Annotated in this window: 18 protein-coding genes; 13 read left to right on the forward strand and 5 right to left on the reverse strand. The window is 73.0% G+C overall.

The annotated features are described in order from the left end of the window. Positions 1 to 40 precede the first annotated feature (40 nt). The 3 genes from OV090_RS36455 to OV090_RS36465 all read left to right on the forward strand — a co-directional run bounded on the left by OV090_RS36455 (position 41) and on the right by OV090_RS36465 (position 3,920). Positions 41 to 1,450 (forward strand): TIGR00366 family protein, encoded by a 1,410-nt coding sequence (locus OV090_RS36455; protein WP_267709330.1) that lies wholly within the window; start codon positions 41 to 43, stop codon positions 1,448 to 1,450. A gap of 155 nt (positions 1,451 to 1,605) precedes the next feature. Then, positions 1,606 to 2,934: a radical SAM protein gene (locus OV090_RS36460; RefSeq protein ID WP_267709331.1), complete on the forward strand. Its 1,329-nt coding sequence runs from the start codon at positions 1,606 to 1,608 to the stop codon at positions 2,932 to 2,934. Further along, a complete protein-coding gene (locus OV090_RS36465; protein WP_267709332.1) occupies positions 2,931 to 3,920 on the forward strand; it encodes a pyridoxal phosphate-dependent aminotransferase in 990 nt (329 codons plus the stop codon). The genes OV090_RS36460 and OV090_RS36465 overlap by 4 nt, the downstream gene beginning before the upstream one ends. A gap of 96 nt (positions 3,921 to 4,016) precedes the next feature. Here OV090_RS36465 and OV090_RS36470 read toward each other — a convergent pair whose 3' ends face one another. Further along, the gene (locus OV090_RS36470; protein ID WP_267709333.1) at positions 4,017 to 5,348 is read right to left on the reverse strand and encodes a radical SAM protein; all 1,332 of its coding nucleotides are present in this window, start codon (positions 5,346 to 5,348) and stop codon (positions 4,017 to 4,019) included. A gap of 206 nt (positions 5,349 to 5,554) precedes the next feature. On the opposite strand from OV090_RS36470, the gene OV090_RS36475 reads away from it, so the two are divergent. Then, entirely contained in the window at positions 5,555 to 6,298 is a 744-nt protein-coding gene (locus OV090_RS36475) for a hypothetical protein (protein ID WP_267709334.1), read from the forward strand. Positions 6,299 to 6,342: 44 nt separating this feature from the next. Here the strand turns inward: OV090_RS36475 and OV090_RS36480 are convergent, their stop codons facing one another. From OV090_RS36480 to OV090_RS36490, 3 genes are all read right to left on the reverse strand, one after another. Then, the gene (locus tag OV090_RS36480) at positions 6,343 to 6,996 is read right to left on the reverse strand and encodes a glycerophosphodiester phosphodiesterase (RefSeq protein ID WP_267709335.1); all 654 of its coding nucleotides are present in this window, start codon (positions 6,994 to 6,996) and stop codon (positions 6,343 to 6,345) included. Between the two features lie 96 nt (positions 6,997 to 7,092). Next, complete coding sequence (locus OV090_RS36485) at positions 7,093 to 8,322, reverse strand: DUF4215 domain-containing protein (protein WP_267709336.1); 1,230 nt, start codon at positions 8,320 to 8,322, stop codon at positions 7,093 to 7,095. Between the two features lie 13 nt (positions 8,323 to 8,335). Then, on the reverse strand, positions 8,336 to 9,004 hold the full coding sequence (locus OV090_RS36490; RefSeq protein ID WP_267709337.1) for a hypothetical protein: 669 nt from the start codon (positions 9,002 to 9,004) through the stop codon (positions 8,336 to 8,338). 106 nt (positions 9,005 to 9,110) lie between these two features. Here OV090_RS36490 and OV090_RS36495 point away from each other — a divergent pair, with 106 nt between their 5' ends. The 7 genes from OV090_RS36495 to OV090_RS36525 all read left to right on the forward strand — a co-directional run bounded on the left by OV090_RS36495 (position 9,111) and on the right by OV090_RS36525 (position 17,569). Then, positions 9,111 to 11,441, forward strand: a complete 2,331-nt coding sequence (locus tag OV090_RS36495) for a hypothetical protein (protein WP_267709338.1) — start codon at positions 9,111 to 9,113, stop codon at positions 11,439 to 11,441. 82 nt (positions 11,442 to 11,523) lie between these two features. Then, a complete protein-coding gene (locus OV090_RS36500; protein WP_267709339.1) occupies positions 11,524 to 11,997 on the forward strand; it encodes a hypothetical protein in 474 nt (157 codons plus the stop codon). 47 nt (positions 11,998 to 12,044) lie between these two features. After that, positions 12,045 to 12,950, forward strand: a complete 906-nt coding sequence (locus OV090_RS36505; protein WP_267709340.1) for an HTTM domain-containing protein — start codon at positions 12,045 to 12,047, stop codon at positions 12,948 to 12,950. A 532-nt stretch (positions 12,951 to 13,482) separates the two neighbouring features. Then, a complete protein-coding gene (locus tag OV090_RS36510; protein WP_267709341.1) occupies positions 13,483 to 14,058 on the forward strand; it encodes a hypothetical protein in 576 nt (191 codons plus the stop codon). A gap of 567 nt (positions 14,059 to 14,625) precedes the next feature. Further along, the gene (locus tag OV090_RS36515) at positions 14,626 to 15,471 is read left to right on the forward strand and encodes a dienelactone hydrolase family protein (RefSeq protein ID WP_267709342.1); all 846 of its coding nucleotides are present in this window, start codon (positions 14,626 to 14,628) and stop codon (positions 15,469 to 15,471) included. Beyond that, positions 15,468 to 16,343 carry a M48 family metallopeptidase gene (locus OV090_RS36520; RefSeq protein WP_267709343.1) on the forward strand — a complete coding sequence of 292 codons (876 nt, stop codon included), beginning with the start codon at positions 15,468 to 15,470 and terminating at the stop codon, positions 16,341 to 16,343. Before OV090_RS36515 ends, OV090_RS36520 begins: the two co-directional genes overlap by 4 nt. A gap of 14 nt (positions 16,344 to 16,357) precedes the next feature. Continuing rightward, complete coding sequence (locus tag OV090_RS36525) at positions 16,358 to 17,569, forward strand: hypothetical protein (RefSeq protein ID WP_267709344.1); 1,212 nt, start codon at positions 16,358 to 16,360, stop codon at positions 17,567 to 17,569. An 87-nt stretch (positions 17,570 to 17,656) separates the two neighbouring features. Here the strand turns inward: OV090_RS36525 and OV090_RS36530 are convergent, their stop codons facing one another. Beyond that, a complete protein-coding gene (locus tag OV090_RS36530) occupies positions 17,657 to 18,517 on the reverse strand; it encodes a hypothetical protein (RefSeq protein WP_267709345.1) in 861 nt (286 codons plus the stop codon). 227 nt (positions 18,518 to 18,744) lie between these two features. On the opposite strand from OV090_RS36530, the gene OV090_RS36535 reads away from it, so the two are divergent. Both OV090_RS36535 and msrA read left to right on the forward strand, forming a co-directional pair. Then, positions 18,745 to 19,773, forward strand: a complete 1,029-nt coding sequence (locus OV090_RS36535; RefSeq protein ID WP_267709346.1) for a hypothetical protein — start codon at positions 18,745 to 18,747, stop codon at positions 19,771 to 19,773. A gap of 39 nt (positions 19,774 to 19,812) precedes the next feature. After that, positions 19,813 to 20,436, forward strand: coding sequence for a peptide-methionine (S)-S-oxide reductase MsrA (gene msrA / locus OV090_RS36540; protein ID WP_267709347.1), 624 nt, complete (start codon positions 19,813 to 19,815; stop codon positions 20,434 to 20,436). Positions 20,437 to 20,499 lie beyond the last annotated feature (63 nt).

The raw sequence follows: 20,499 nt of genomic DNA on the forward strand, positions 1-20,499 counted from the left end.
GGGTCCCACAAATTGCCGCCCGGCGCTACCATCACGGGTGGTGCCTCGTCTCCCTCCGCTCGTCCGCCTCGGGCTCGCAATGCGTCGCGGCTTCGGTCGCTTCACGCCTGACCCGTTCGTCGTCGCGGTCGGCATGACCCTCGTCACCCTCGTCGCCGGCGCCCTCGCCGTCGGCGACGGCGGCCTCGTCCGCGCGGTGCGGCTGTGGAGCGCCGCCGGCGGCCTGTGGTCGCTGCTCGCCTTCGCCGGGCAGATGGCGCTGATGCTCACCCTCGGCACCGCCCTCGCCGCCGCGCCGCCGGTGCGCCGCGGCCTGGAGGCCCTGGCTCGCCTCGCACCCGGCCCGCGCCGGCTCGTCGGCCTCGTCGCCTTCGTCTCCTGCACCCTCTGCCTCTTCAACTGGTCTCTCGGCCTCGTCTGCGGGGCCATGTTCGCCCGCACTGCCGGCGACGAGGCCCGGCGGCGCGGCCTTCCGCTGCACTACCCGCTGCTGTGCGCCGCCGGCTACGCCGGCATGATGGTGTGGCACGGCGGCCTGTCCGGCACCGCCCCGCTCAAGGCCACCACCCTCGCCGACCTCACCGAGGTCCTCGGCCCCGAGCTCGCCGCCCGCGTCGGCCCGATCGGCTTGAGCGACAGCCTGCTCGGCGGACTCAACCTCGCGGTCACCATCGGCCTGTGGCTGCTCGCCCCGCTCGTGTTCATGGCCCTCACCCCGGCCGCCGGCGCCGACCCCGACCCGCACCCGGCCCCGCCTTCGGGACATGTTCTAAACGACATGCCCCCCGAGACCGGTCCCGAAGCACATGCCCCTTCGGACACCACCGGCCTCGACCGCCTCGAGCGCTCGCCGCTGGTCGTGTGGTCGCTGGCGCTGCCGGCCGCCGCCGCGCTGGTGTTCGCCGTCGGCGACACCGCCGGCGCCGCCATCGACCTCAACGCCATCAACCTCGCCCTGTGGGTGCTCGCGCTGGTCCTGCACGGCCGCCCCGACGCCTTCGTGCGCGCCTGCGACGCGGGCGCTCGGGCCTCCGCCGGCATCTTGCTGCTGTTCCCGCTCTACGGCGGCATCATGGGCGTCATGAAGGGCACCGGCCTGGCCGCCGCGCTGGCGGGCCTGTTCGCCGCCGCCGATCCGCGCGTGTTCACCACCCTCACCTTCGTCTCGGCCGGCTTCCTCAACCTCTTCGTCCCCTCGGGCGGCGGGCAGTGGGCCGTGCAGGGCCCGATCGTCATGAGCGCCGCGCTGGGGCGCGGCGTCGACCCGACCCACGCGATGCTGGCGATCGCCTACGGCGATCAATGGACCAACATGCTCCAGCCGTTCTGGGCCGTCCCGCTGCTCGCTATCACCGGCGTGCGCGCGCGCGACATCATCGGCTATTGCACGCTGTGGATGTTCGCCGGCGGCCTGTGGATCGCCGCCTGCCTGCTGCTCGCCTCGCTGTGATCCCGCGATTCATGCACCAGGGGTGGTGAACGCTCCCCCTCGTCCCCGTTCGCGCGAATGCCCGCACGTGGACCCAAATCGCGCCGAACCGCGCCGATTTCGCGGCCTGCGCGCGGCTGCCGGCCTGCGATCGCCGTGGTAGATTGGCGCCGGTCATGGACAGCGGCTTCCCCCGGGCGACGGTGTATCACGTCGTCACGCTCAGCAATTTCGCGCGCGGCTTCGACAAGTACCAGCGGCGCTACCGCAAATCGCTGATCTCCGAGAGCACCTATCCCGACGTCGTGCACGTCCTCGCCGCCGACGAGCTGGCGATCGGCGTACGCAAGGCTCGGGGCCTGCTCGCGCGGCTGGCCCTGCCCGGCGACGCGTTGGTCGCCCTCGAGGCGCGGCTCCCCGCCGGCGAGCTGCGCGTCAACGAGCGCAACGGCCTCGGCCGCGTGTGGCCCTCGGGCGACCTCCCGATCCAGCGGGTCTACGCCATCGACAGCGACGGTCAGCTCGGCGCCGCCATCCCGCTCGAGGACGCCACCGCCCGCGCCCTCGCCCTGCACGCCGCCAGCTTCGCCCCTTATCCGCGCATCGCTCCGCGATCGATCTCCTTCCTCCCGATCGCGCGCGGTTGTCAGGCCAGCTGCCCGTTCTGCTTCTCCGAGGCCTCGGCCTCCGCCGAGCAGGCCGGCGGACGCCTCGACCTCGAGCTCGCCGCGCGCTGGCTGGCCGCGGCCCGCCGCCGCGGCGCCGAGCGGGCAGTCATCACCGGCGGCGGCGAGCCGACCCTGCTCGCGCGCGATCGTCTGCTCGGCCTCGTCGGCACCTGCCGCGAGTTCTTCGCCAAGGTCGTGCTCATCACCAACGGCGTGCGCTTCGCCGGCGCCGACCCGGGCGAGCGGCGGGCGTGGATCCTCGACCTCGCGGCCGCGGGCCTCGGCGTGCTGGCCGTCTCGCGGCACCACTGGGACGAGGCCGTCAACGCCACGCGCATGAACCTCGAGACCCACACCGAGCGCGTCCTCGAGGCCGCGCGCGGCTCTTCCTTGCGCACGCGCCTGATCTGCGTCCTTCAGCGCGGCGGCGTCGAATCGGTGGCCGACATCGACGCCTATGTGCAATGGGCCGCCGCCCGCGGCGCCCACGAGGTCTGCTTCAAGGAGCTCTACGTCTCCACCAGCCGCGAGTCGGTCTATCACTCTCTGGCCGCCAATCAGTACAGCGCCGATCACCAGGTCCCGCTGTCGCGCGTCCACGAGTGGGCCCGCACCCGCGACTTCGCCGAGCGCGAGCGCCTCCCCTGGGGCGCGCCGATCTACGCCGGCACGCTCGCCGGCAGCCCGATGCGCGTGGCCGCCTACACCGAGCCCAGCCTGTTCTGGGAGCGCACCCACGGCCTCGCGCGCAGCTGGAACGTCATGGCCGATCACACCTGCCTCGTCTCGCTCGAGGATCGGGCCAGCGCGATCGGCCTCGACGAGGCCGCGGCATGAACTTCCAGGAATTCCTCGCCTGGAGCGGCGGCGTGCGCGAGCCCTGCGTCTTGCGGGCCTGCGAGACGCGGATCTCCGCCGCCTTCGCCGACCTGCGTCCGCCGCTCGTGCGCGCCGAGCCGCCGCGCATCGTACATCGCTGCGACCTCGCCCGCGCCTGGTGCGAGCTGCGCGGCCTTCCGCCCGCTGCAGCCCGCGGCGCCATGATCTGCGCCGGTGTCCGCCACGCGCTCTCGCTGTTGTTCACCCACATGGCGGCCGCCGGCCGGCGCGTCGCTTTGCCGACCGACGTCTACCCCGTCTACTGGGAGCTCGCGCGCGCCGCCGGGGTGGACGCGGTCGGCGTCGCCACCTTCCCCGAGCTCGCTATCGACGACCTCCTCGAGCGCGCCACCGGTGCCGACGTCGCCGCGCTCGTCTTGCCCGATCCGCTCAAGCTGCACGGCCGTGGCCTCGGCGCCGACGAGCGCGCCGCCCTGCTCGCCTGGCTCGCCCGCGATCCGCACCGCCGTCTCGTCCTCGACGGCGTCTACAGCTTCGGCCGCCGCCTCTCGCCCGCCACTCTCGAGCTGCTCGCCAGCGGCCAGGTGCTCTACCTCGATTCGCTGTCGAAGGGCTGGCTGTACGCGAGGGTGTTCGGCGTGGCCCACCTGCCGGCTCGCGACTTCGACCACCTCGGTCCGCTGTTTCGCGCCGCCGCCCCGCCGCAGGCCGACCTGTGGCTCGCCGCGCGCCTGCTCGCCGACCACGCCGAGCTCCCGGCCGCGCTCGTGGCCGCGATCGACGAGCGCCGCGTCAGGCTCGTCGACGACCTGCGCGCCCGCGGCCTCGCGCCGTTCCCCGTCGAGCGCGGCTACCTCGTCGGCGTCGACGGCGACGCCCGCGAGCTGTTGCGCACCCACCGGGTCCTGCTGATCCCCGGCAGCGTGTTCGGCGAGCCGCAGCGCCCCGTCGCGCTCGCCAGCGCGCTCCCGCCGGCCCCGTGACGTCGCGCCGCCGAGCTGTCCCCGAGGACAGCTCGCAACCAGGTCCGCAGGCTCAGCCGTGCAGCGCTTCGGGACATGTCCCTTCGCACATGTCCCTCACGACAAGGTCTCGCCCGCCCGCTCGAGCGGCGTTCCGGCGCCGAAGAACGCCACCTCGCGGCCCGTGCGCGGCCCCTCGATCGTCACCGGCAGCGCGCCCGCGACCTTCGGCTCGCGCACGATCTGGAACAGCCCGTGCGCGAACGCCTCGTCGTCCGCGCCGGCCACCTGCTCCACGCGCTCGCGCAGCCCCATGCGGTCCATCTCGAGCGCGCGGTGGTGACAATACGGGTTGTTGCCTGGCCGCCCGAGCAGCGGCTCGCTCATCGCGGTGCAGCCGCCCATGCACGTCTCCGCGTAGTAGCAATCGCGGCAGTAGCCCCACAGCGAATCGACGCCGCGGTCCTCGACGTAGCGGATCTCCGGCGCCCGCTCCCACAGCGCGCGCAGGCCGTGGTCGCGCCAGTTGCCGCCGGCGTTGACCGCTCCGCCGAGGCTCGGGCACGACTTGATGGTCCCGTCGGCCTCGATCCCGAGCCCCGTGCGGCCGGCCGAGCAGCCCTTGTAGTGGCCGTCTTCCTGCTGCAGGCGCCGCAGCTTGCCCTCGAGCGGGCCGAAGTAGCCGAGGTTGTTGCCGGGCCAGAACCTCATCCTGCGCGCCGCGCAGCGGGCGATCACGCGGTCGAGCGCGGGGAACAGCTCGAGCAGCTCGAATGGTTGCAGCAGCAGCTCGGGGTGGTCGGCCGCGTTGCCGTGCGGCATCGTCAAGAACATCTGCCACACCTCGACCCCGGCGTCGGCCAGCAGGTCGCACAGCGGCAGCAGCTCGCGCCAGGACAGGCGATTGATCTGGGTGTTGGCGGCGATCCGCGCGCCTGCCTTGCGGCTGTGCGCCAGCGCCTCGAAGCAGCGGCGCCAGCCGCCGGGCGTCCCGCGCAGCGCGTCGTGGCTGGCCTCGAGCCCGTCGATCGACACCGACACCAGCTGCAGCCCGGCCTCGACCAGCGCATCGGCGCGCGTCTGCGTCAGCCCGAGCCCGCCGGTCGTCATCGAGCAGCTCATCCCGCGCTCGCGGATCCGCCGGATGACCCAAAGGACATCCGCGCGCAGGTACGCCTCGCCGCCGATCAGCGCCACCTCGCCGACGCCGAGCTCGGCCAGCTCGTCGACCAGGCGAAGCGCCTCGTCGGTCGACAGCTCGTCGGGCCGCGCGACTCCCGCACGGGGTCCGCAAGCCTTGCAGCGCTGGTCGCAGGCGCGCGTGAACTCCCAGACCGCCAGCGCCGGCCGCTGCACCGCGCCCCGCGGCGGCGGCAGCACGCGGCGGCCGCGACCTGGCGGCAACGACTCCACCACGGGCAAGCGCCGGCGCGCCTCACGGAGCTTCACCAGAGCCAGGCTAGCACGGCGCAGACGCGGCTCTGCGGGGTGTGACCCAAGTCGGCCCCGGCGAGCTGCGAACGTTCTTGCACACCCGCCTCCTCGCCCTCACGTTCCAGGAAAGCATGGCCATGCGAGCGACCGAGCCTCCCCCGCGACCCGAGACGACGACTTCCCGTCTTCGAGAGCCACCCTTCACGTTACTCCGCAGGGCGATGGGCGACGGTCCGACGCGGCGCCGCAAGCTCTTCAACCTGGCCCTGGCGCTCCGCAGTTATGGCGACGAGCGGCAGGTCGTGCCGCGGCTGCAGCGCCTCAAGGAGCTGGGGTGGGTCGAAGAGATCCCGACGCGGCTCCAGCGGATGCTCGGGGCGATCGACATGCTGCGCTTCTTCATCGTCCCTTGCGCGGCCGACTATTACCGGTCGAAGGGCATCAACTTCTATTTTCACACCCTGCTGCGCTTCCTCGACGACCCGGCGTCGCTGATCGACCCGACGGGCCTCAACAGCGCGCGCGACACCATCATCGGCCACGTCCTCCAGGTCGTCCACGCCAACCCCGACTACGACCTGCAGCTGCTCGAGTCCTTCCCCGACGGCCTGCACGCGATGGAGGAGCAGATCGTGGCGATCCTCGGCGGCACCCACCCGCGGGCCGCCTCGCTGCTCGCCACGGTCGAGGACCCCGAGTACCACGACCGCCTGCTCGCCTACGTGCGCGAGTTCCGGCGCCGCCAGCCGATGACCGCCTCGCTGGTGCGCGAGAACATCCTCGACGACGACCACTTCCGCGTGCTCGAGCGGACCTTCGGCGAGCTGCCGCGGGCCATGCGGTACTTCACCAAGCTGCCCAAGAGCCCGCTCGGCGCGGCGCGCCACCTGCTGTCGGTCCGCCGGTTCCCGCTGCACCTGGCCGAGGCGCTCTACACCGAGCGGCCGGCGCGGGTCGGTACATGACCCTCACGCCATGCGCGTAGGGCCATGTCCCGGGCGACATGTCCTCACGGACAGTCGGTGATGATGCGGTCGACGCCCCAGGCGGCGACCTCTTGCTTGCGCAGCAGGCTGTTGACGGTCCACACGCCGACGACCAGGCCCTGCGCGTGGTAGCGGGCGACCGTGGCGGCGGTGGTGAGGCGGTGGTCGAGGTGGACCGCGCCGCAGCCGAACGCCTGGGCGCTGACGTAAAGGAACGGCGGGCTCTGGGCCGCGAGCAGCAGCGCGTGCTCGTAGGCGCTGCCGGCCGCGCGGGCGGCCAGCAGCAGGCGCGGGTCGAAGCTCGACAGGATCACCTTCGGGCGGCCGGCCAGCAGCGCGACGGTCTTCTGGGCCACCGCCGGGCCGCCGGCCTTGAGCTCGACGTTGAGCCAGCGGTCGGTCGGCCACACGTCGAGAAGGTCGGTGAGCCGGGGGATCCGCTGGTTGCGGTGGAGCTGCACCTGCGCCAGCTCGTCCCACGTGGTGTGCTCGATCCGCTGCTGGCGGCCGGCCAGGCGCGCGAGCTCGGGGTCGTGGAACACCACCACCTCACCGTCGCGGGACAGCTGCACGTCGAGCTCGACGCCGTCGGCGCCGCGCTCCAGCGCGTGGAGAAACGCGGGCAGCGTGTTCTCGAGGTGGGTATCGCTGGCGCCGCGGTGCGCGAGGATCATCATGGCCGGGTTATGGCACGACTTCAGCGCGCGCTGTAGCCCTCGCCCGCCCCCGAGAGCGCGTCGTCGACTCACGGCGATCGGCCGCCCGGCCGCGGCTCACGGGTGCTTGTCGCCGATGTCGCAGAGGAAGCGGTAGCTGCTCGCGCCCTCGCCGAAGCTCACGGTCGTGTAGCTCTTGGCGGTGCCGTCGGGGTTCCACTTGTAGAACATCGAGCAGCCGGCGCAGTGGTCGGCGTCGGGCTGGTCGGCGTAGGGCGTGTCGCGGACCCAGTACGGTTGGTCGTCGCCGGCGCGCCAGCCCGGGCAGTCGGTCGAGTTGAGGGCCTTCAGCTCGCACGTGGCCCCCGGCGTCGTCGGATAGATCGCCAGGATCGCCAGGTAGTCGATCCCCGCGGGCACCGTGCCGCCGCCGACCGGGGCGACGTTGGCGGTGGTCGCTACCTCGTAGGACGACATCACGTGCGCCGGCGTGCGCGTGACGAGCAGGTGCATCCCGTACTTCTTGCACACCTCCTCGGCCTTCTTGGCGCCCTTGTCGCTCTCGAGCCCGAACTCGGTGTCGACCTTGAGGAACGTGTAGCCGCCGCCGTCGCTGTCCATGTCGCACCACACGTCGACGCTGTTCTCGCTGCCCAGCGCCTCGGGCCAGATGCGGTACTGGCCGGTGCTCGCCTCGGGCAGCGCCGTCTTGACCTGCAGGCAGCTCTTGGCCTCGACGCACGACGACATGCAGCCGTCGGTCTCGTCGGTGTTGTTGTCGTCGCAGTCCTCGTCGCCGTTGACGAGCGCGTCGCCGCAGCGGGGCCCGCGGACGCAGCCGGTGGTGCAGCCCTCGTAGGCCTGGTTGTCGTTGGCCGGGCCGTCGTCGCACTCCTCGCTGGCCGCGTGGACGAAGCCGTCGCCGCAGCGGGCCCACCGGCACGTGCCGACGCACGCGTCGGAGTCGTCGGCGTTGCCGTCGTCGCACTCCTCGCCGGCCTGGACCACCCCGTCGCCGCAGGCCGTCGGCGTGCAGTCCGACTTGCAGGCGTCGAGGTCGTCGGCGTTGCCGTCGTCGCACAGCTCGTCGCCGGCGACCACCCCGTCGCCGCAGGTCGGCGGCGGCTCGGTCGTCGAGGTCGGCTCCGTCGACGTCGTCAGCGGCGGCGTCGACGTCGTCGTCTCGGTGGTGGTCGTGTCCGGCTCGCCGCTGGTGTGGGTGTCGGCCAGCGCGGCGCAGGCGTAGTCGCTGTCGCGACAGCCGGACGAGTGACAGCCGGGCGCCGTCGCGGCCGCCAGCGCGGCGGCGACGAGGCCGGGGAGGAGTACGCGGGACGCAGCGGCCATGGCGAGTCGAAAGTCAGAAGCGCGCCACCAGCCCGACGCCCAGCGGCGCGCCGGCGAGCGACGCGCGGCCCGGGCGGACCAGCCGACGGGCGACGAGATAGCGGGTCAGCAGCGCCACACCTGCCCCGAAGGCCAGGCCGACGCCGGCGCCGATGAAGGCCGCCGCCGCGGCTTCGCGCCGCATCGGCGTCAGGTCGAGCGCCGCGTCATCTTTGCCGCCGTCGTAGAGCATCTTCTGCACGCGCTGCCACTCGGTGACGTACCACGCCACCCCGGCGATGGCGAGCGTCCCCCCGATCGCGACCTCGCTCCACAGCGCCCGGTCGCGCGCCCCGAGCCCCGCGGTGAGCGCACTCGCCCCGAGCCCGAGGCCCGCGCCGATCATCCCCGAGCCGGTGTTGGTCGCGGTCACGGCCGCGACATAAGCAGCGTTGTTCGGCGCCGGCACGAACGCCCGATACACGTGACGGTCGCGCAAGGCGAGGCCGATCCCCGTCCCCATCATCAGGCCGCCGGTCAGGCCGAGGCCCATCCCGAGCCCCAGCCGCGCGTCCGGCGACAGGCGCACCTCCGCCGCGTCCCCGCGGCGCGGCGCGCGACCGGGCGGCGCGGCTGCCTGCGGGACAGCGGGAGACACGGCGACCACGAGCGACAGCGCCGACGCGACGACCGAACCGACCATCCGCTCTCGGCAATAGCACCCTTCCTCGCCGCTTGCACCCCCGACGCCGACGCGCGGGCGCGGACAAGCGAAGCAGGACATCGCCTGCATGTGGTACACGCCTCGTATGGTCTCGCCCCAGGACCCGAGCGCGCCGGGTCTGTCCACGTCGCCCCGTCCTGTCCCGCGCTGGTCGCTCGCCGCCCTCGCGCTCGTCCACGCGTGCATCTTCGCCTGGGCCGCGAGCGTGCTCCCGTGGCAGCGCTGGACCGCGTTCGCGGCGATGACCGCCGTCCTCGCGCTCGCCCACGCAATCACTGCCGCGTTCGCGCTCGTGGGCAGCCGCCGGCGCGGCCTCGTGTGGCGGATCGGCTCCGCCCTGTCGCTGCTCTATCTCGCCATCCAGACCCTCATTGCCGCGCGCGCCGGCACCTACGTCGCCGCGCTCTACGGTGGCCTCGGCAAGGGCGTGTTCGCGGCCCTGGCCGCCGTGTGGGGCGTCCTCGTCCTCCTCACCCTGCCCTTCGCGGTGTGGGGTCTGGCCGCCACCGGTGGCCTCGGCTCCGGCCCCGGCCTGCGCCGGCGCGTCACCGGCGGCCTCGCGGTGGCGATCGCCTTCGTCACCTTCTCGCTGTGGCGCGCCGCCTCCGCGGCTGCCCCCGAGCCGATCGCCGTGATCGATCACGACCCCGCGGCCCTCGCCGCCGCGATCCAGGACGTCCTCCCGCGTCCGCGCCCGCGGCCCGACGGCGACCTGTCCTTGTGGACACGTGCGCCGATCACCTGCGACTTCCCAATCGATCGCCCCACCGCCTTCGTCGTCTACCCCGTCGCCGACAGGCCGGCGCAGAAGGGCAAGCCGGCCAAGCTGCGCCCGGCCGCGCGTTGCGTGCAGGCCGAAAGCGCCGCCGAGCTGGTCACCGCGCTCGGGGCCGTGGTCGCCGACGCCGGCGCGCCCGGGCCGATGAAGATCGACGTGGTCAGCGGCGCCCAGCCGCTGCGCGACGGCTTGCCCGGCCCGTTGCCGCTGCTCCTGCGGCCCGGCCTCGACGGCGCCTGCGACGGCGCGCGCTGCCTGCTCCCGTGGCAGCTGCTCGGCCTCAATCAATTCCTCACCTACACCCCGCTGCCGTTCATCGAGGACCTGCGGTTCGGCGCCGCGCCGGCGGCCCTGCGCAAGGCCCTCGCGCGCAAGGCCGACCCGGCTCCCGAGCCCGACGTCGGCGTCGACGGCCTCACGCGCCTCGCCACGGTCAGCCTGCTCGTCGATCGCACCGGCCGCGTGCGCCCGCTGCCGCGCCAGCGCGACCCGATCGAGCGCCTCGACGCCGAGCGCCTCGCCGCCTCCGTCGCCGGCGCCGAGGCCCACATCCTCGCCGCCCAGGCCGACGACGGCCGCTTCCGCTACCTCCTGCACCCGTTCACCGGCAAGGTCACCTGGCGCGGCTTCGCCGTCCCGCGCCAGGCCGGCACCACCCTCGCGCTGTGCGAGCTCGGCAGCAAAGCCGCGGTGCCGGCCGCCCGCAGCTCGCTCGCCATGCTCGCCGGCCTGCGCAAGGACTACCCGCAAGCTGGCTATTCGGTCCTGTCCTATCAGGAAGGTCGCCCGCCCGTCCTCGGTGACCTCGGCAGCACCGCCTTGCCGCTGATCGCCTTCCTCACCTGCCGCGACCGCACCGGCCCGCAGCACGACGAGCTGATCGGCGCGCTCGGCCGCTACCTGCTGGCGATGCAGCGGCCCGACGGCGGCTTCCATGCCCGCGTCACCCTCGCCACCGGCGAGGCCCACGTCGGCCCCGACCTCCTCTACGCCGCCGGCCAGGCCGTGTACGCCCTGGTCCTGCTCGAGCAGCTGAGCGCGAGCGCGCCGAGCGAGCTGTTGCCGCCGCACGCCGAGGTCCAGGCCGCGGTCCAGCGGGCCATGGACTACTTCGCCGACGACTACTGGGCCCACGGCCTCTACGGCTTCTTCTTCCTCGAGGAGAACTGGCACTGCCTGGCCGCCCGCGCCGCCCTCGGCGTCCACCGCCACGCGGGTTACGAGCGCTTCTGCCTCGACTACGTCGACTTCAAGCGGCGCCTGATCATGGACGAGTCGAGCGGCGTGGCCCCCGAGCTGGTCGGCTCGTACGGGTTCGGCAACGTGCTCGTGCCGCACAACACCCCGTCGGCCGGCTTCGGCGAGGCCCTCGCCGCGGCGATGGCCGTGCGCGCCGCGGACGACCAGCAGCGCCCCGAAGACGCCGCGCTGATGACGAAGGTCCTGACCTTCCTCGTCGAGCAGCAGTGGTCCGCCGCCAACTGCTTCGCCTGCTCGCGCGAACAGAAGGTCGCCGGCGGCTGGTCGGAGTCGGTCGGCTCGCTCGACGTGCGCATCGACTACACCCAGCACGCCTGGTCGGCCCTCGGCCACGGCGGCCGCGAGCTCGGCCTGCTGCCGCGGAGCCAGGGTGGCTGACCCCCGCGGCGCCGACGAGCGAGCCTCGCCCCCGCCCGGCGGCGACGCCTCCTCGCGCCCGCCCTCACATGTCCCCGAAGACATGTCCTCTGCGCCACCCCCGACCAGAGGCCCTGCTCCCTGGCCGTGGCTGGTCGGCCTCGTCCTGCTCGGCCTGTCGCTGTCGCCGATGCTGCGCCCGCTCGGCTACGACTCCTTCCCGTTCTCGAGCTTCCCGATGTTCGCCCACGGCCGCAAGGACGCGGTCACCACCGTCCACCGCGCCGTCGCCGTCCTGCCCGACGGCACCCACGTCGCCCTGCCCCCGCGCGCGCTCGGCAGCGACGAGGTGCTGCAAGCCGACGTCACCCTGCGCCACGCGATCCGCCGCGGCAAGAAGGCCAGCGCCGCGCTGTGCAAGGCGGTCGCCCGCCGCGTCGCCGCCGACCCCGCCCACGCCGAGGCCGTCGCGGTCGAGCTGCTGACGGAACGCCACGACGCCCTCGCCTACTTCGCCGGCGACCTCACCCCGCTGGCTCCGCCCAAGCGGCAGGCCCGCTGCAAGCTCCCGCGATGAATGACATGTCCCATGCGACAGGTCCGCAAGGACATGGCCTCTCCGACATGCTCTCACGGGCAGCCCGGGCCGTGGACCGCTGGTACCGCCCGGTCGCCCCGCCCGAGCGCCTCGCGGCCCTGCGCCTGCTCGTCGGCGGCTTCGCGGTCGTCTACCTGGCCGCGCGGATGCCCAACCTGCTCGGCCTGCACGGCCTCGGCGGCTTCCGCCCGGTCGGCGTCGTCTCGCTCCTCGGGGCCCCGCTCCCGCCGGCCGCGGTGCTCGTCCAGGCCCTCGTCGCCCTGCTCCTCGGCCTCGCCTTCGCCCTCGGCCTCGCCTTCCGGATCACCGGCCCCGCGTTCGCCCTGGTCCTGCTGTGGGTCCTGAGCTACCGCAACGCCTGGGGCATGATCTTCCACACCGAGAACCTGCTGGTCATGCACGTGCTCGCGCTCGGCTGCTCGCGGGCCGCCGACGCCTGGTCGCTCGACGCCCGCCGCGCCCGTCGCCGCGGCGCTCCCCCACCTGTCCCTTCGACCACGTACGGCTGGCCGGTGCGCCTGCTCGCCCTGCTCACCGTCGGCTCCTACTTCGTCGCCGGCGTCGCCAAGCTGCGCCTGTCCGGCCTCGGCTGGGCCACCTCCGACCTGCTGCGCAACTACATCGCCTACGACAACCTGCGCAAGCACCTGCTCGGCGACTGGTACTCGCCTCTGGGCGCCTGGCTGGTCGGCCACGCCTGGCTGTTCCCGCCGCTGGCCACCGCCAGCCTGCTGCTCGAGCTGCTGGCCCCCGTCGCCCTGCTCGGCCCGAAGTTCGCCCGCGTGTGGTCCCTGCTCGCCTGGGCCTTCCACTTCGGCGTGTGGGCGATCATGGCGATCTTCTTCCCCTACCCGCTGCTCGGCCTCGCCTTCGCCCCGCTGTTCGCCGTCGAGCGCCTGTTCCTGTTCCGCCGCCTCGCCCGCCCCGCCTGACGCGCCCCGCGAGCCAGAAGGCCCTGTCACGTCGCCCTGTGGTCAGGCATCGCAGTCACACCGTCGATCCCTCGCGGCCCTGTTCATGACGCTGCACGAGCAGCTCATGGCCCGCGGCATGGTCGGCCTGTTCGCCGGCCCGCCGTCGAATCGCTGCGCGAGCCAGGCACCCCGGTCACACCGTCGGCTTCCGCGGGCCCTGCTCCAATGGCCGCGCGAGCCGGCATCGCAGTCACACCCGCGGCCCCTCGATGGCCCCTGTTCATGTCGCTGCGCAAGCCGAGCATCACCGCCGCGTTCGCGTCGCCGCGCGGGCCGACCTCGCAGCCCGCATTCGGTCTGCTCGGAAGCCCTCATCATTCGGCGGCCGCGAGCCCCCACGCACCGCCTGCGTGCCCCCATTCTTAAAAACATGTCCCTTCGGACAGCAGCCGTCCGCACCGCTGGAGCGACGTCCTGGCGCCGCGACCGCCGCGCCTGAGGCCCTCCAGCCCTCGACCTGCGAGCTGCGCACGGATATCTTCCTCCGGCTTTGCGACCGCTGCTCGAGACCGAGCCGGCCTTCAAGGCCAGCGTGCTCAAGATGATGCTCGAGCACGTCGACGAGCTGCCCGAGGCGCCCGAGGTGCGGCGGCACATCGAGCCGCAGGTCCAGCGCGAGATCGCCGAGGCCTCGCGGACGCAGTGGCTGCCCGGCGCGTGGGGGCCCGCCATCTACGAGGCAGTCGCCGCCGTCCTCGGCGAGACCGGCGTCTACGAGCTCGCCGCCGAGATGGTCACCGCCGCCCCCGCGATGCCGATGTTCCAGCCGCTGCTGCGCGGCGTGATCCACATCTTCGGCCGCGAGCCCGTCGAGCTGCTGCGGGCCTACCCACACGCGCAGAAGTTCACCGCCCGCAACTGCGGCACCTGCGAGGTCCTGTTCGCCCGCCCGACCACCGTCCGCTTCCAGCACGTGCCCGAGCTGCTGCGCCGGCGCGTGTGGCAGGTCGGTCAGCTGGCCGTGATCGAGGCGATGCTGGTCCTCGCCGGCGGCAGCGGCAAGGTCGAGATCGACGCCGCCGAGTTCGCCACCACCGGCACCATCGACTTCCTCGTCCACACCTGACCTCGGGGACAGGCTCGCACGAGCGCCCCCTGACGAGCGCGGCTTGCCGCTTCGCTCATCCATCACCTGTCGCTTCGGGCGCCCGCGACCGGCGCTCCCTTGTCGCGCACATGTCCCTTCGGACAGCGTGATCTTCACCTCTCGGCCCAGCAGCACCATCGCACCCTCCACACCTCGCTCATGTACCTCCAGACAGCCTGAGCATCGCCGGCGGGCGCATCAAACATGGTCCTCAGGACAGCTTGTCCCGCTCGCGCCCGCTCTCTCGGGCCCCGCGCCGGCCGGCATCGCCCGCACCTGCCTCTTCGGCCAGCTAGCAGCCGCCCCTCCGCCCCGGCCTCGGACATGTCCCTTCGGACATCCTGATCCACACCGTCGCTCATCTCCACCTGACCCTTCGGCCATCTTGTTCGGGCGCGCGCGCGTCGGCTCCGCCACCATCAGCCTCACACCTGCCCCTTCGACCAGCCGCGCCGTCCGGCTCTTGCGCCCGCCCGTTTTCCTACCTGTCCGCCGGCCGCGCGCCCCTGGACCGGGCCCGCGCGGTGTGCCACGCTACGCGCGCCGATGTCCCTGCGCTTGCGCGTCCGTCACCTCCTCCTCGCCGCGCTGGCCGCCTGCGACCCGCCAGTGGCGCCAGCGGCCGCCAGCGTCCCGTCCCCGGCGCCGGCCCCTGCTCCTGCCCCCTCTCCGGCCCCGACTCCCGCCCCCGCTCCGGCTCCCGCTCCGCCCGCCACCGCCCCCGCGCCCGCCTACCGCGCGCTCGCCGGCGTCGAGTACGTCGAGTTCGTCACCGGCAAGGCTGACCCGGAGGCCAGGTTGCCGCTGGTCATCGCCATCCACGGCCTCGGCGATCGTCCCGAGCGCTTCTCCGTCCTCGTCGACGACCTCCCGATCGCCGCTCGCGTGATCCTCCCCCGGGGCATCGACCCGCTCCCCGAGGGCGGCTACTCGTGGTTCCCGATCCGCGCGCGCAGCCCCGATGTCAGCGGCCTGTCCGGCGGCATCGCCCGCGCCGGCGACGCCCTCGTCCCGTTCGTGCGCGAGCTCGTGGCGACGCGGCCCACCGTCGGCAAGCCGGTCGTCACCGGCTTCTCGCAGGGCGGCATGCTCTCGTTCTATTTGGCAGTCCGCGCGCCCGAGCTGTTCGCGGCGGCCTTCCCGGTCGGCGGTTGGCTCCCGCCGCCGCTGTGGCCGCGGCAGAAGCCGGCCGGCGCCCCGCCGATCGCCGCCCTTCACGGCGCCGTCGATCAGGCAGTCAAGCTCGCGCCCACCGAGCAGGCCGTCGAGCACCTGCAAGACCTCGGCTGGCCGGTCACGATCAAGGTGTGGCCGGACGTCGGCCACGCCGTCCCCCCCAACATGCGCCGCGATCTGCACCAGCGCATCGAGAAGACCCTGCGATCGCCATGAACGACCCCAACCTCAACCAGGGTGCGGCCAGGAAGCAGCGCAAGCTGCGGACCTACCCCGGCCTCGGCCCCCGCGACTTCATGCACCCGTGGGACATCAAGGCCACCGCCGCGCTCCACCGCGTGCCCGGCTTCGACCGCCTGATCGCCAAGGTCATGGAGTACGGCCTCGAGCGGATCCTCTACCTCGAGAACATCGCCGACAACGTGCGCGTGACCGAGAAGATGTTCCCGCGGCTGTACCGCTACCTCAAGTGGAGCTGCGCGATCCTCGGGGTCGAAGAGCCCGAGATGTACGTCAGCCTCGATCCGGTGCCCAACGCCTACACCTACGGCCACACGCGGCCCTTCATCGTCCTGACCTCCGGCCTCGTCGACGTGCTCGGCGAGCAGGAGCAGTTCTACGCGGTGGCGCACGAGGTCGGCCACATCAAGTGCGAGCACTCGCTCTACACCACGGTGGCCCGCAACATCGCCGCGGTGATCGAGATCTTCAGCCAGGCCACGCTCGGCCTCGGCTCGCTGCTGGGCAAGGGCATCGAGCTGCCGCTCTATGATTGGATGCGCAAGAGCGAGCTGTCGGCCGACCGCGCCGCGCTGATGTGCGTACAGGACAAGGACGTCGCCCTCCGCACGTTCATGAAGCTGGCAGGCGGGGCCCAGAAGCTCTACGCCGAGATGGACCAGGACGAGTTCCTGCGGCAGATCCGCGCCTACGAAGAGGCCGACGAGTCGACCCTCAACAAGGTCTACAAGTTCCTCATCACCGCCATGCGCACCCACCCGTTCCCGATCCTCCGCGCCAAGCACCTCGACGAGTGGATCACGAGCGGCGACTACGACAAGCTCGCGCGCACCGCCGGCGCCGAGTGACGCCCCTTCGCATCGTGAACCCCGAGCTCGAGCGCGACGGCTGGACGGTCACGCGTGCGGCCGGGTCGCTCGTCCTGACCCACCATGAGCGCGGCGAGGTCGTCCTGCTCGGCCTCGCCGCGAGCCTGTTCGACCTCGTCGACGGCCGGCGCAGCCCGACCGAGCTGGCGCGGCTGCTCTCGGCTGTCCCCGAGGACATCTTCTGCGCCCTCGACGAGCTTGCCGATCACGGCCTCTTGCGCGCTCGCGTCAGCCCACCCGCTGCAGTCCGCCCCCTCGGCCGCCGCGAGGTCCTCGGCGCCCTCGTCGGCGCCGCCGCGGCCGGCGTCGTCCTCACCGAAGCCGTCGCCACGCCGATGCTGGATCAGCCAAACATCCCGCCACCGATCGACGCCGCCTCCCAGCGCCCGCCACACGAGCACGTCGACAAGGAGCACCGCAATAAGGCCGAGCAGCACCGCAAGCTCGGCGCCTCCAACCTCGCCGCGCCGCTGCAGCTCGTCACCGCCGAGGAGCACGTGAAGGCCGAAGCCGACCTGCTCGGCGCCTACGAGTCCGCGGCCAAGCGGGCAGACTCCCCCGCCGAGGCGGCCGACAAGCAGCGCGTCGAGCTCGCGCCCGGACTCGCCGCGGCCCACGAGGCCGACCGCAAGCAATCCGTCGCCCCGCTGCTCGCCGAAGAGCAGGCCGCCAAGACCGAGGTCGACCGCCTCACCCGCGACCTCGTCGGCCCTGCCGCCGCGCTGTCCGCCCGCGAGCAGCACGCCAAGCTGGCCGGCGAGTTCGGCCCGGCCCACGAGCAGACCCACAAGGCCCTCGTCGCCGCCCTCGCCGAGCGCCGCCTGCAACCCGGCGAACAGCGCGACAAGCAGGCCCAGGCGGCCCAGGACGCCCGCTGGCGGGCCGACGTCGCCGGGCCCCGATCCGACGAGCAGGACGACAAGGCCGTCCTCCGCGCCGCCACGACCCCCGGCCCCTCGCGGGACCAGGATCGCCAGCGAGCCGAGGCCGCGCGCGAGCAACACCGCGCCGACCGCCTCGCCGAGTTCCAGCAGCGCCAGACCACCCTCGTCCTCGAAGCCCGCGAACGCTCCGCGCAAGCCGCCCGCAGCGAGTCCGCCGAGCAGTCGCTCAAGACCCGCGCCGTCGAAGAAACCACCAAGCGCGACACAGTCCGCGTCGAGCTGCGAGCCCGCGAGCACGCCGCCAAGTCGCGCCCACGCTGAAATTTCGGACATGCCTCAAAGAGCATTCTCTGAAGAACATGCCCGAAAGAGCATGCCCACCAGAACATGTCCGAAGGGAAATTTTATTTAAATCTCGAGGAGGTGCCTCGATTTCTCCAGCAGGTGCCCCAGCATCGCCCCCGCGACGTCGATCCCGCCGACCACCTGCGCCTGCGGGAAGTAGCACGGGAAGTTGGCCTCGAGCAGGTACAAGCGGCCGCTCGCGTGGGCGAGGATGTCGACCCCCGCGAACTCGCGCCGGATCGCCCGCGTCGCGGCCACTGCCAGCTCCGTCAGCGGCGACGGCGGTGGCACCTCGTAGTCCGCGGGGTCGTTCGACGGCCCGCTGCGGAAGTCGTCGGGATACGGATGATTGCGATAGGCCGCGACCGCCCGCGACCCGACCACCACTACCCGCCAGTGGACCGCGTCGGCCACGTACGTCATCAGCTGCGGCGTGCGCCCGGCCGCGAACAAATGGTCGAGCACCGACACCAGCGACGCCCAGCTCTCGAGCAGCATCACCCCCACGCCGCCCTCGCCGCCCGGCACCTTCACCACGAGCGGCAGCCCGCCGAGCAGCTCGACCGCGCGGCGCTGCTGCGCGCGATCGTTGCGCAGCAGCGTGACCGTGCGGGGGATCGGCAGACCGCGGCGCGCGAACAGCAGCGGCGCCGCCGCGCCGTCGAAGCACAGCGCCTCGCCGCTCGCGTAGAACGTCGCCACCGAATCGGCGAACAGCGCCTGCTCGACCCGCACCGCCGCGTACGACACCGCCGGGCGGAACAGCAGATCGCCGGCCCGCAGCCAGGCCTCCTCGCACGGGTCGAAGCGCCCGACGTCGACCGGCACGTACGCCACGCCCCGCGCCGCGCAGGCTCCCGCCAGCAGCTCGGTCGTCGTCGCCGGCACGGTCGCGTCGGTGACGCAGTACAGCGGCGGCGGCATGACCCGAAGGACAGTAGGCCGCGAGGCCCCGCGACTCAAGGCCCCGCCTCGCGCGCGCTCCCATCCGCGCCATCACAAGTCCGTGAGCCCCGCCGCGCCGCCACCGTCGCAAAAGCACCGAAGCCAGGCTGCACCTGCGACCACGCTCTGCGAACAGCTCGGCGCAGCAGTCACCGAAACCACCTCCCGGGCCTGCGCGCCGCGCGGGTGCGCTACCATGCGCAGCGATGGCCCGGCGCGAGCTCTCGCTCTGCACCTCCTGCGGCGCCTGGTCGCCCGGCGGCCCTCGTTGCGGCCACCCCCGCGACCCTCGCCTCGTCTGGCTGCGCCCGCCGTGGTGGGACGGTCTCGGCGACCTGCTGCTCATGGCCCTCTTCGCCGTCCTGCTCGCCGCAGTGCTCATGGGCATAGGTCCGCTCTTGTGGTGGCTGTATCCTTTCTGGCCGCCCGAATCGCCTCTTCACATCGCCGGCGCGCTCTGCATCGGCCTCGTCGCCCTCCCGAGCTCGATCTTCGGCATCGGCGTCATCCTCGCCATCCCCGAGCTCTACCGCGGCCGCTGCTGGCACCTGCGCGACGCCGCGGCCAGCGACGACGACCGCGTCGTCGGCCAAATCTTCGTCCGCGTCCGCGCCCCCGTAAGCGGCGGCGTCGTCCACACCGTCCGCTCGCCAGTGCCTGCGCCTGACTGTTCCGACATGTCCTCCGAGTCAGCCGCGCGGCTCACCGGCGACCCGTCGCTGGTCCTCGCCGCCGCGCTCGCCGGGCTGGCCGCGCGCGGACGGATCGCCCTCACCCGCGTCGACACCAGCGGCTGGAACCTGCACCGACGAGGCCCCCCGCTGGCGATCCGCAGCTCTGCAGTCCATATAAGAAGCCTGTCCCCGAGGACAGCCGACGACCCATGGCTCGAGGGCGTCCTGCTCGATCGGCTCGCCGACGATCGACCCGTCGAGCTGCGCCCGGTCCTGCGCGCCCTGCTGCTCCGTCTCGGCGCCGACGACCACCCGCGCCTGGTCTGGCCCGTCGACGCCGACACCCCGCCCGACGTGGCCCTGCGCGCCGTCCCCCTCGGCGCCCCACCTCGCCCCGACGATCCCGCCGCCGTGCGCGCCGTCCTCGCCGCCTGGCGCGCCCGCGATCCCGAGCGCGTCGCGCCCGTCCTCGAGCTCGTCGCCAGCCTCACCGCCGAGCTCCTGCCCGCCCCCGCGCCTGAATCGCGCCCGGGCGCTTTTCCGCCCACCTCGCCCGTGTAACCTCGTCGCCCCCGCCCGCGTAGCCCAGAAGCGCTCGCCATGCTCACCACCACGCGAAGACTGTTCATCGGCCTGATCGCCCTCGCCGCCGCCTGCGGCACCACCGAGTCCAACCACAAGAAGCCCGCGCCCGCCGCCGCGCCGACGCAGACCGCCAGCGGCGCCACCGAGCTCGGCTACTTCGCCGGCGGCTGCTTCTGGGGCGTCGAGCACTTCCTCGAGCAGCTGCCGGGCGTGATCGACGTCGAGTCGGGCTACATGGGCGGCCCCGTCGACGCCCCGACCTACGAGCAGGTCTCGAGCGGCGTCACCGGCCACGCCGAGACCGTGCGCGTCACCTTCGATCCGCAGCAGATCGGCTACGAAGCGGTGGCCAAGCGCTTCTTCGAGATCCACGACCCCACCGAGGTCGATCGCCAGGGCCCCGACATCGGCCCGCAGTACCGCACTGCAGTGTTCGTCACCGGCCCCGAGCAGCGCGCGATCGTCGACTCGCTGATCGCCCGCCTCAAGGCCAACGGCTACGCCGTCGCCACCACCGTCGAGGACGCCGGCAAGTTCTGGTCCGCCGAGGAGTACCATCAAAATTATTATGTGCGCACCCGCAAGACCCCGTATTGCCACATGCCGGTGCCACGATTCGACCAGCGCGCCAGCTCCTGATCGCCGCCGCGATCCTCCATCGCACTGACGCGAGCGCCCGCGCGATCGCAGCCGCGCGACCCC

This window comes from Nannocystis sp. RBIL2 (assembly GCF_026626745.1).
Classification (GTDB): domain Bacteria; phylum Myxococcota_A; class Polyangia; order Nannocystales; family Nannocystaceae; genus Nannocystis.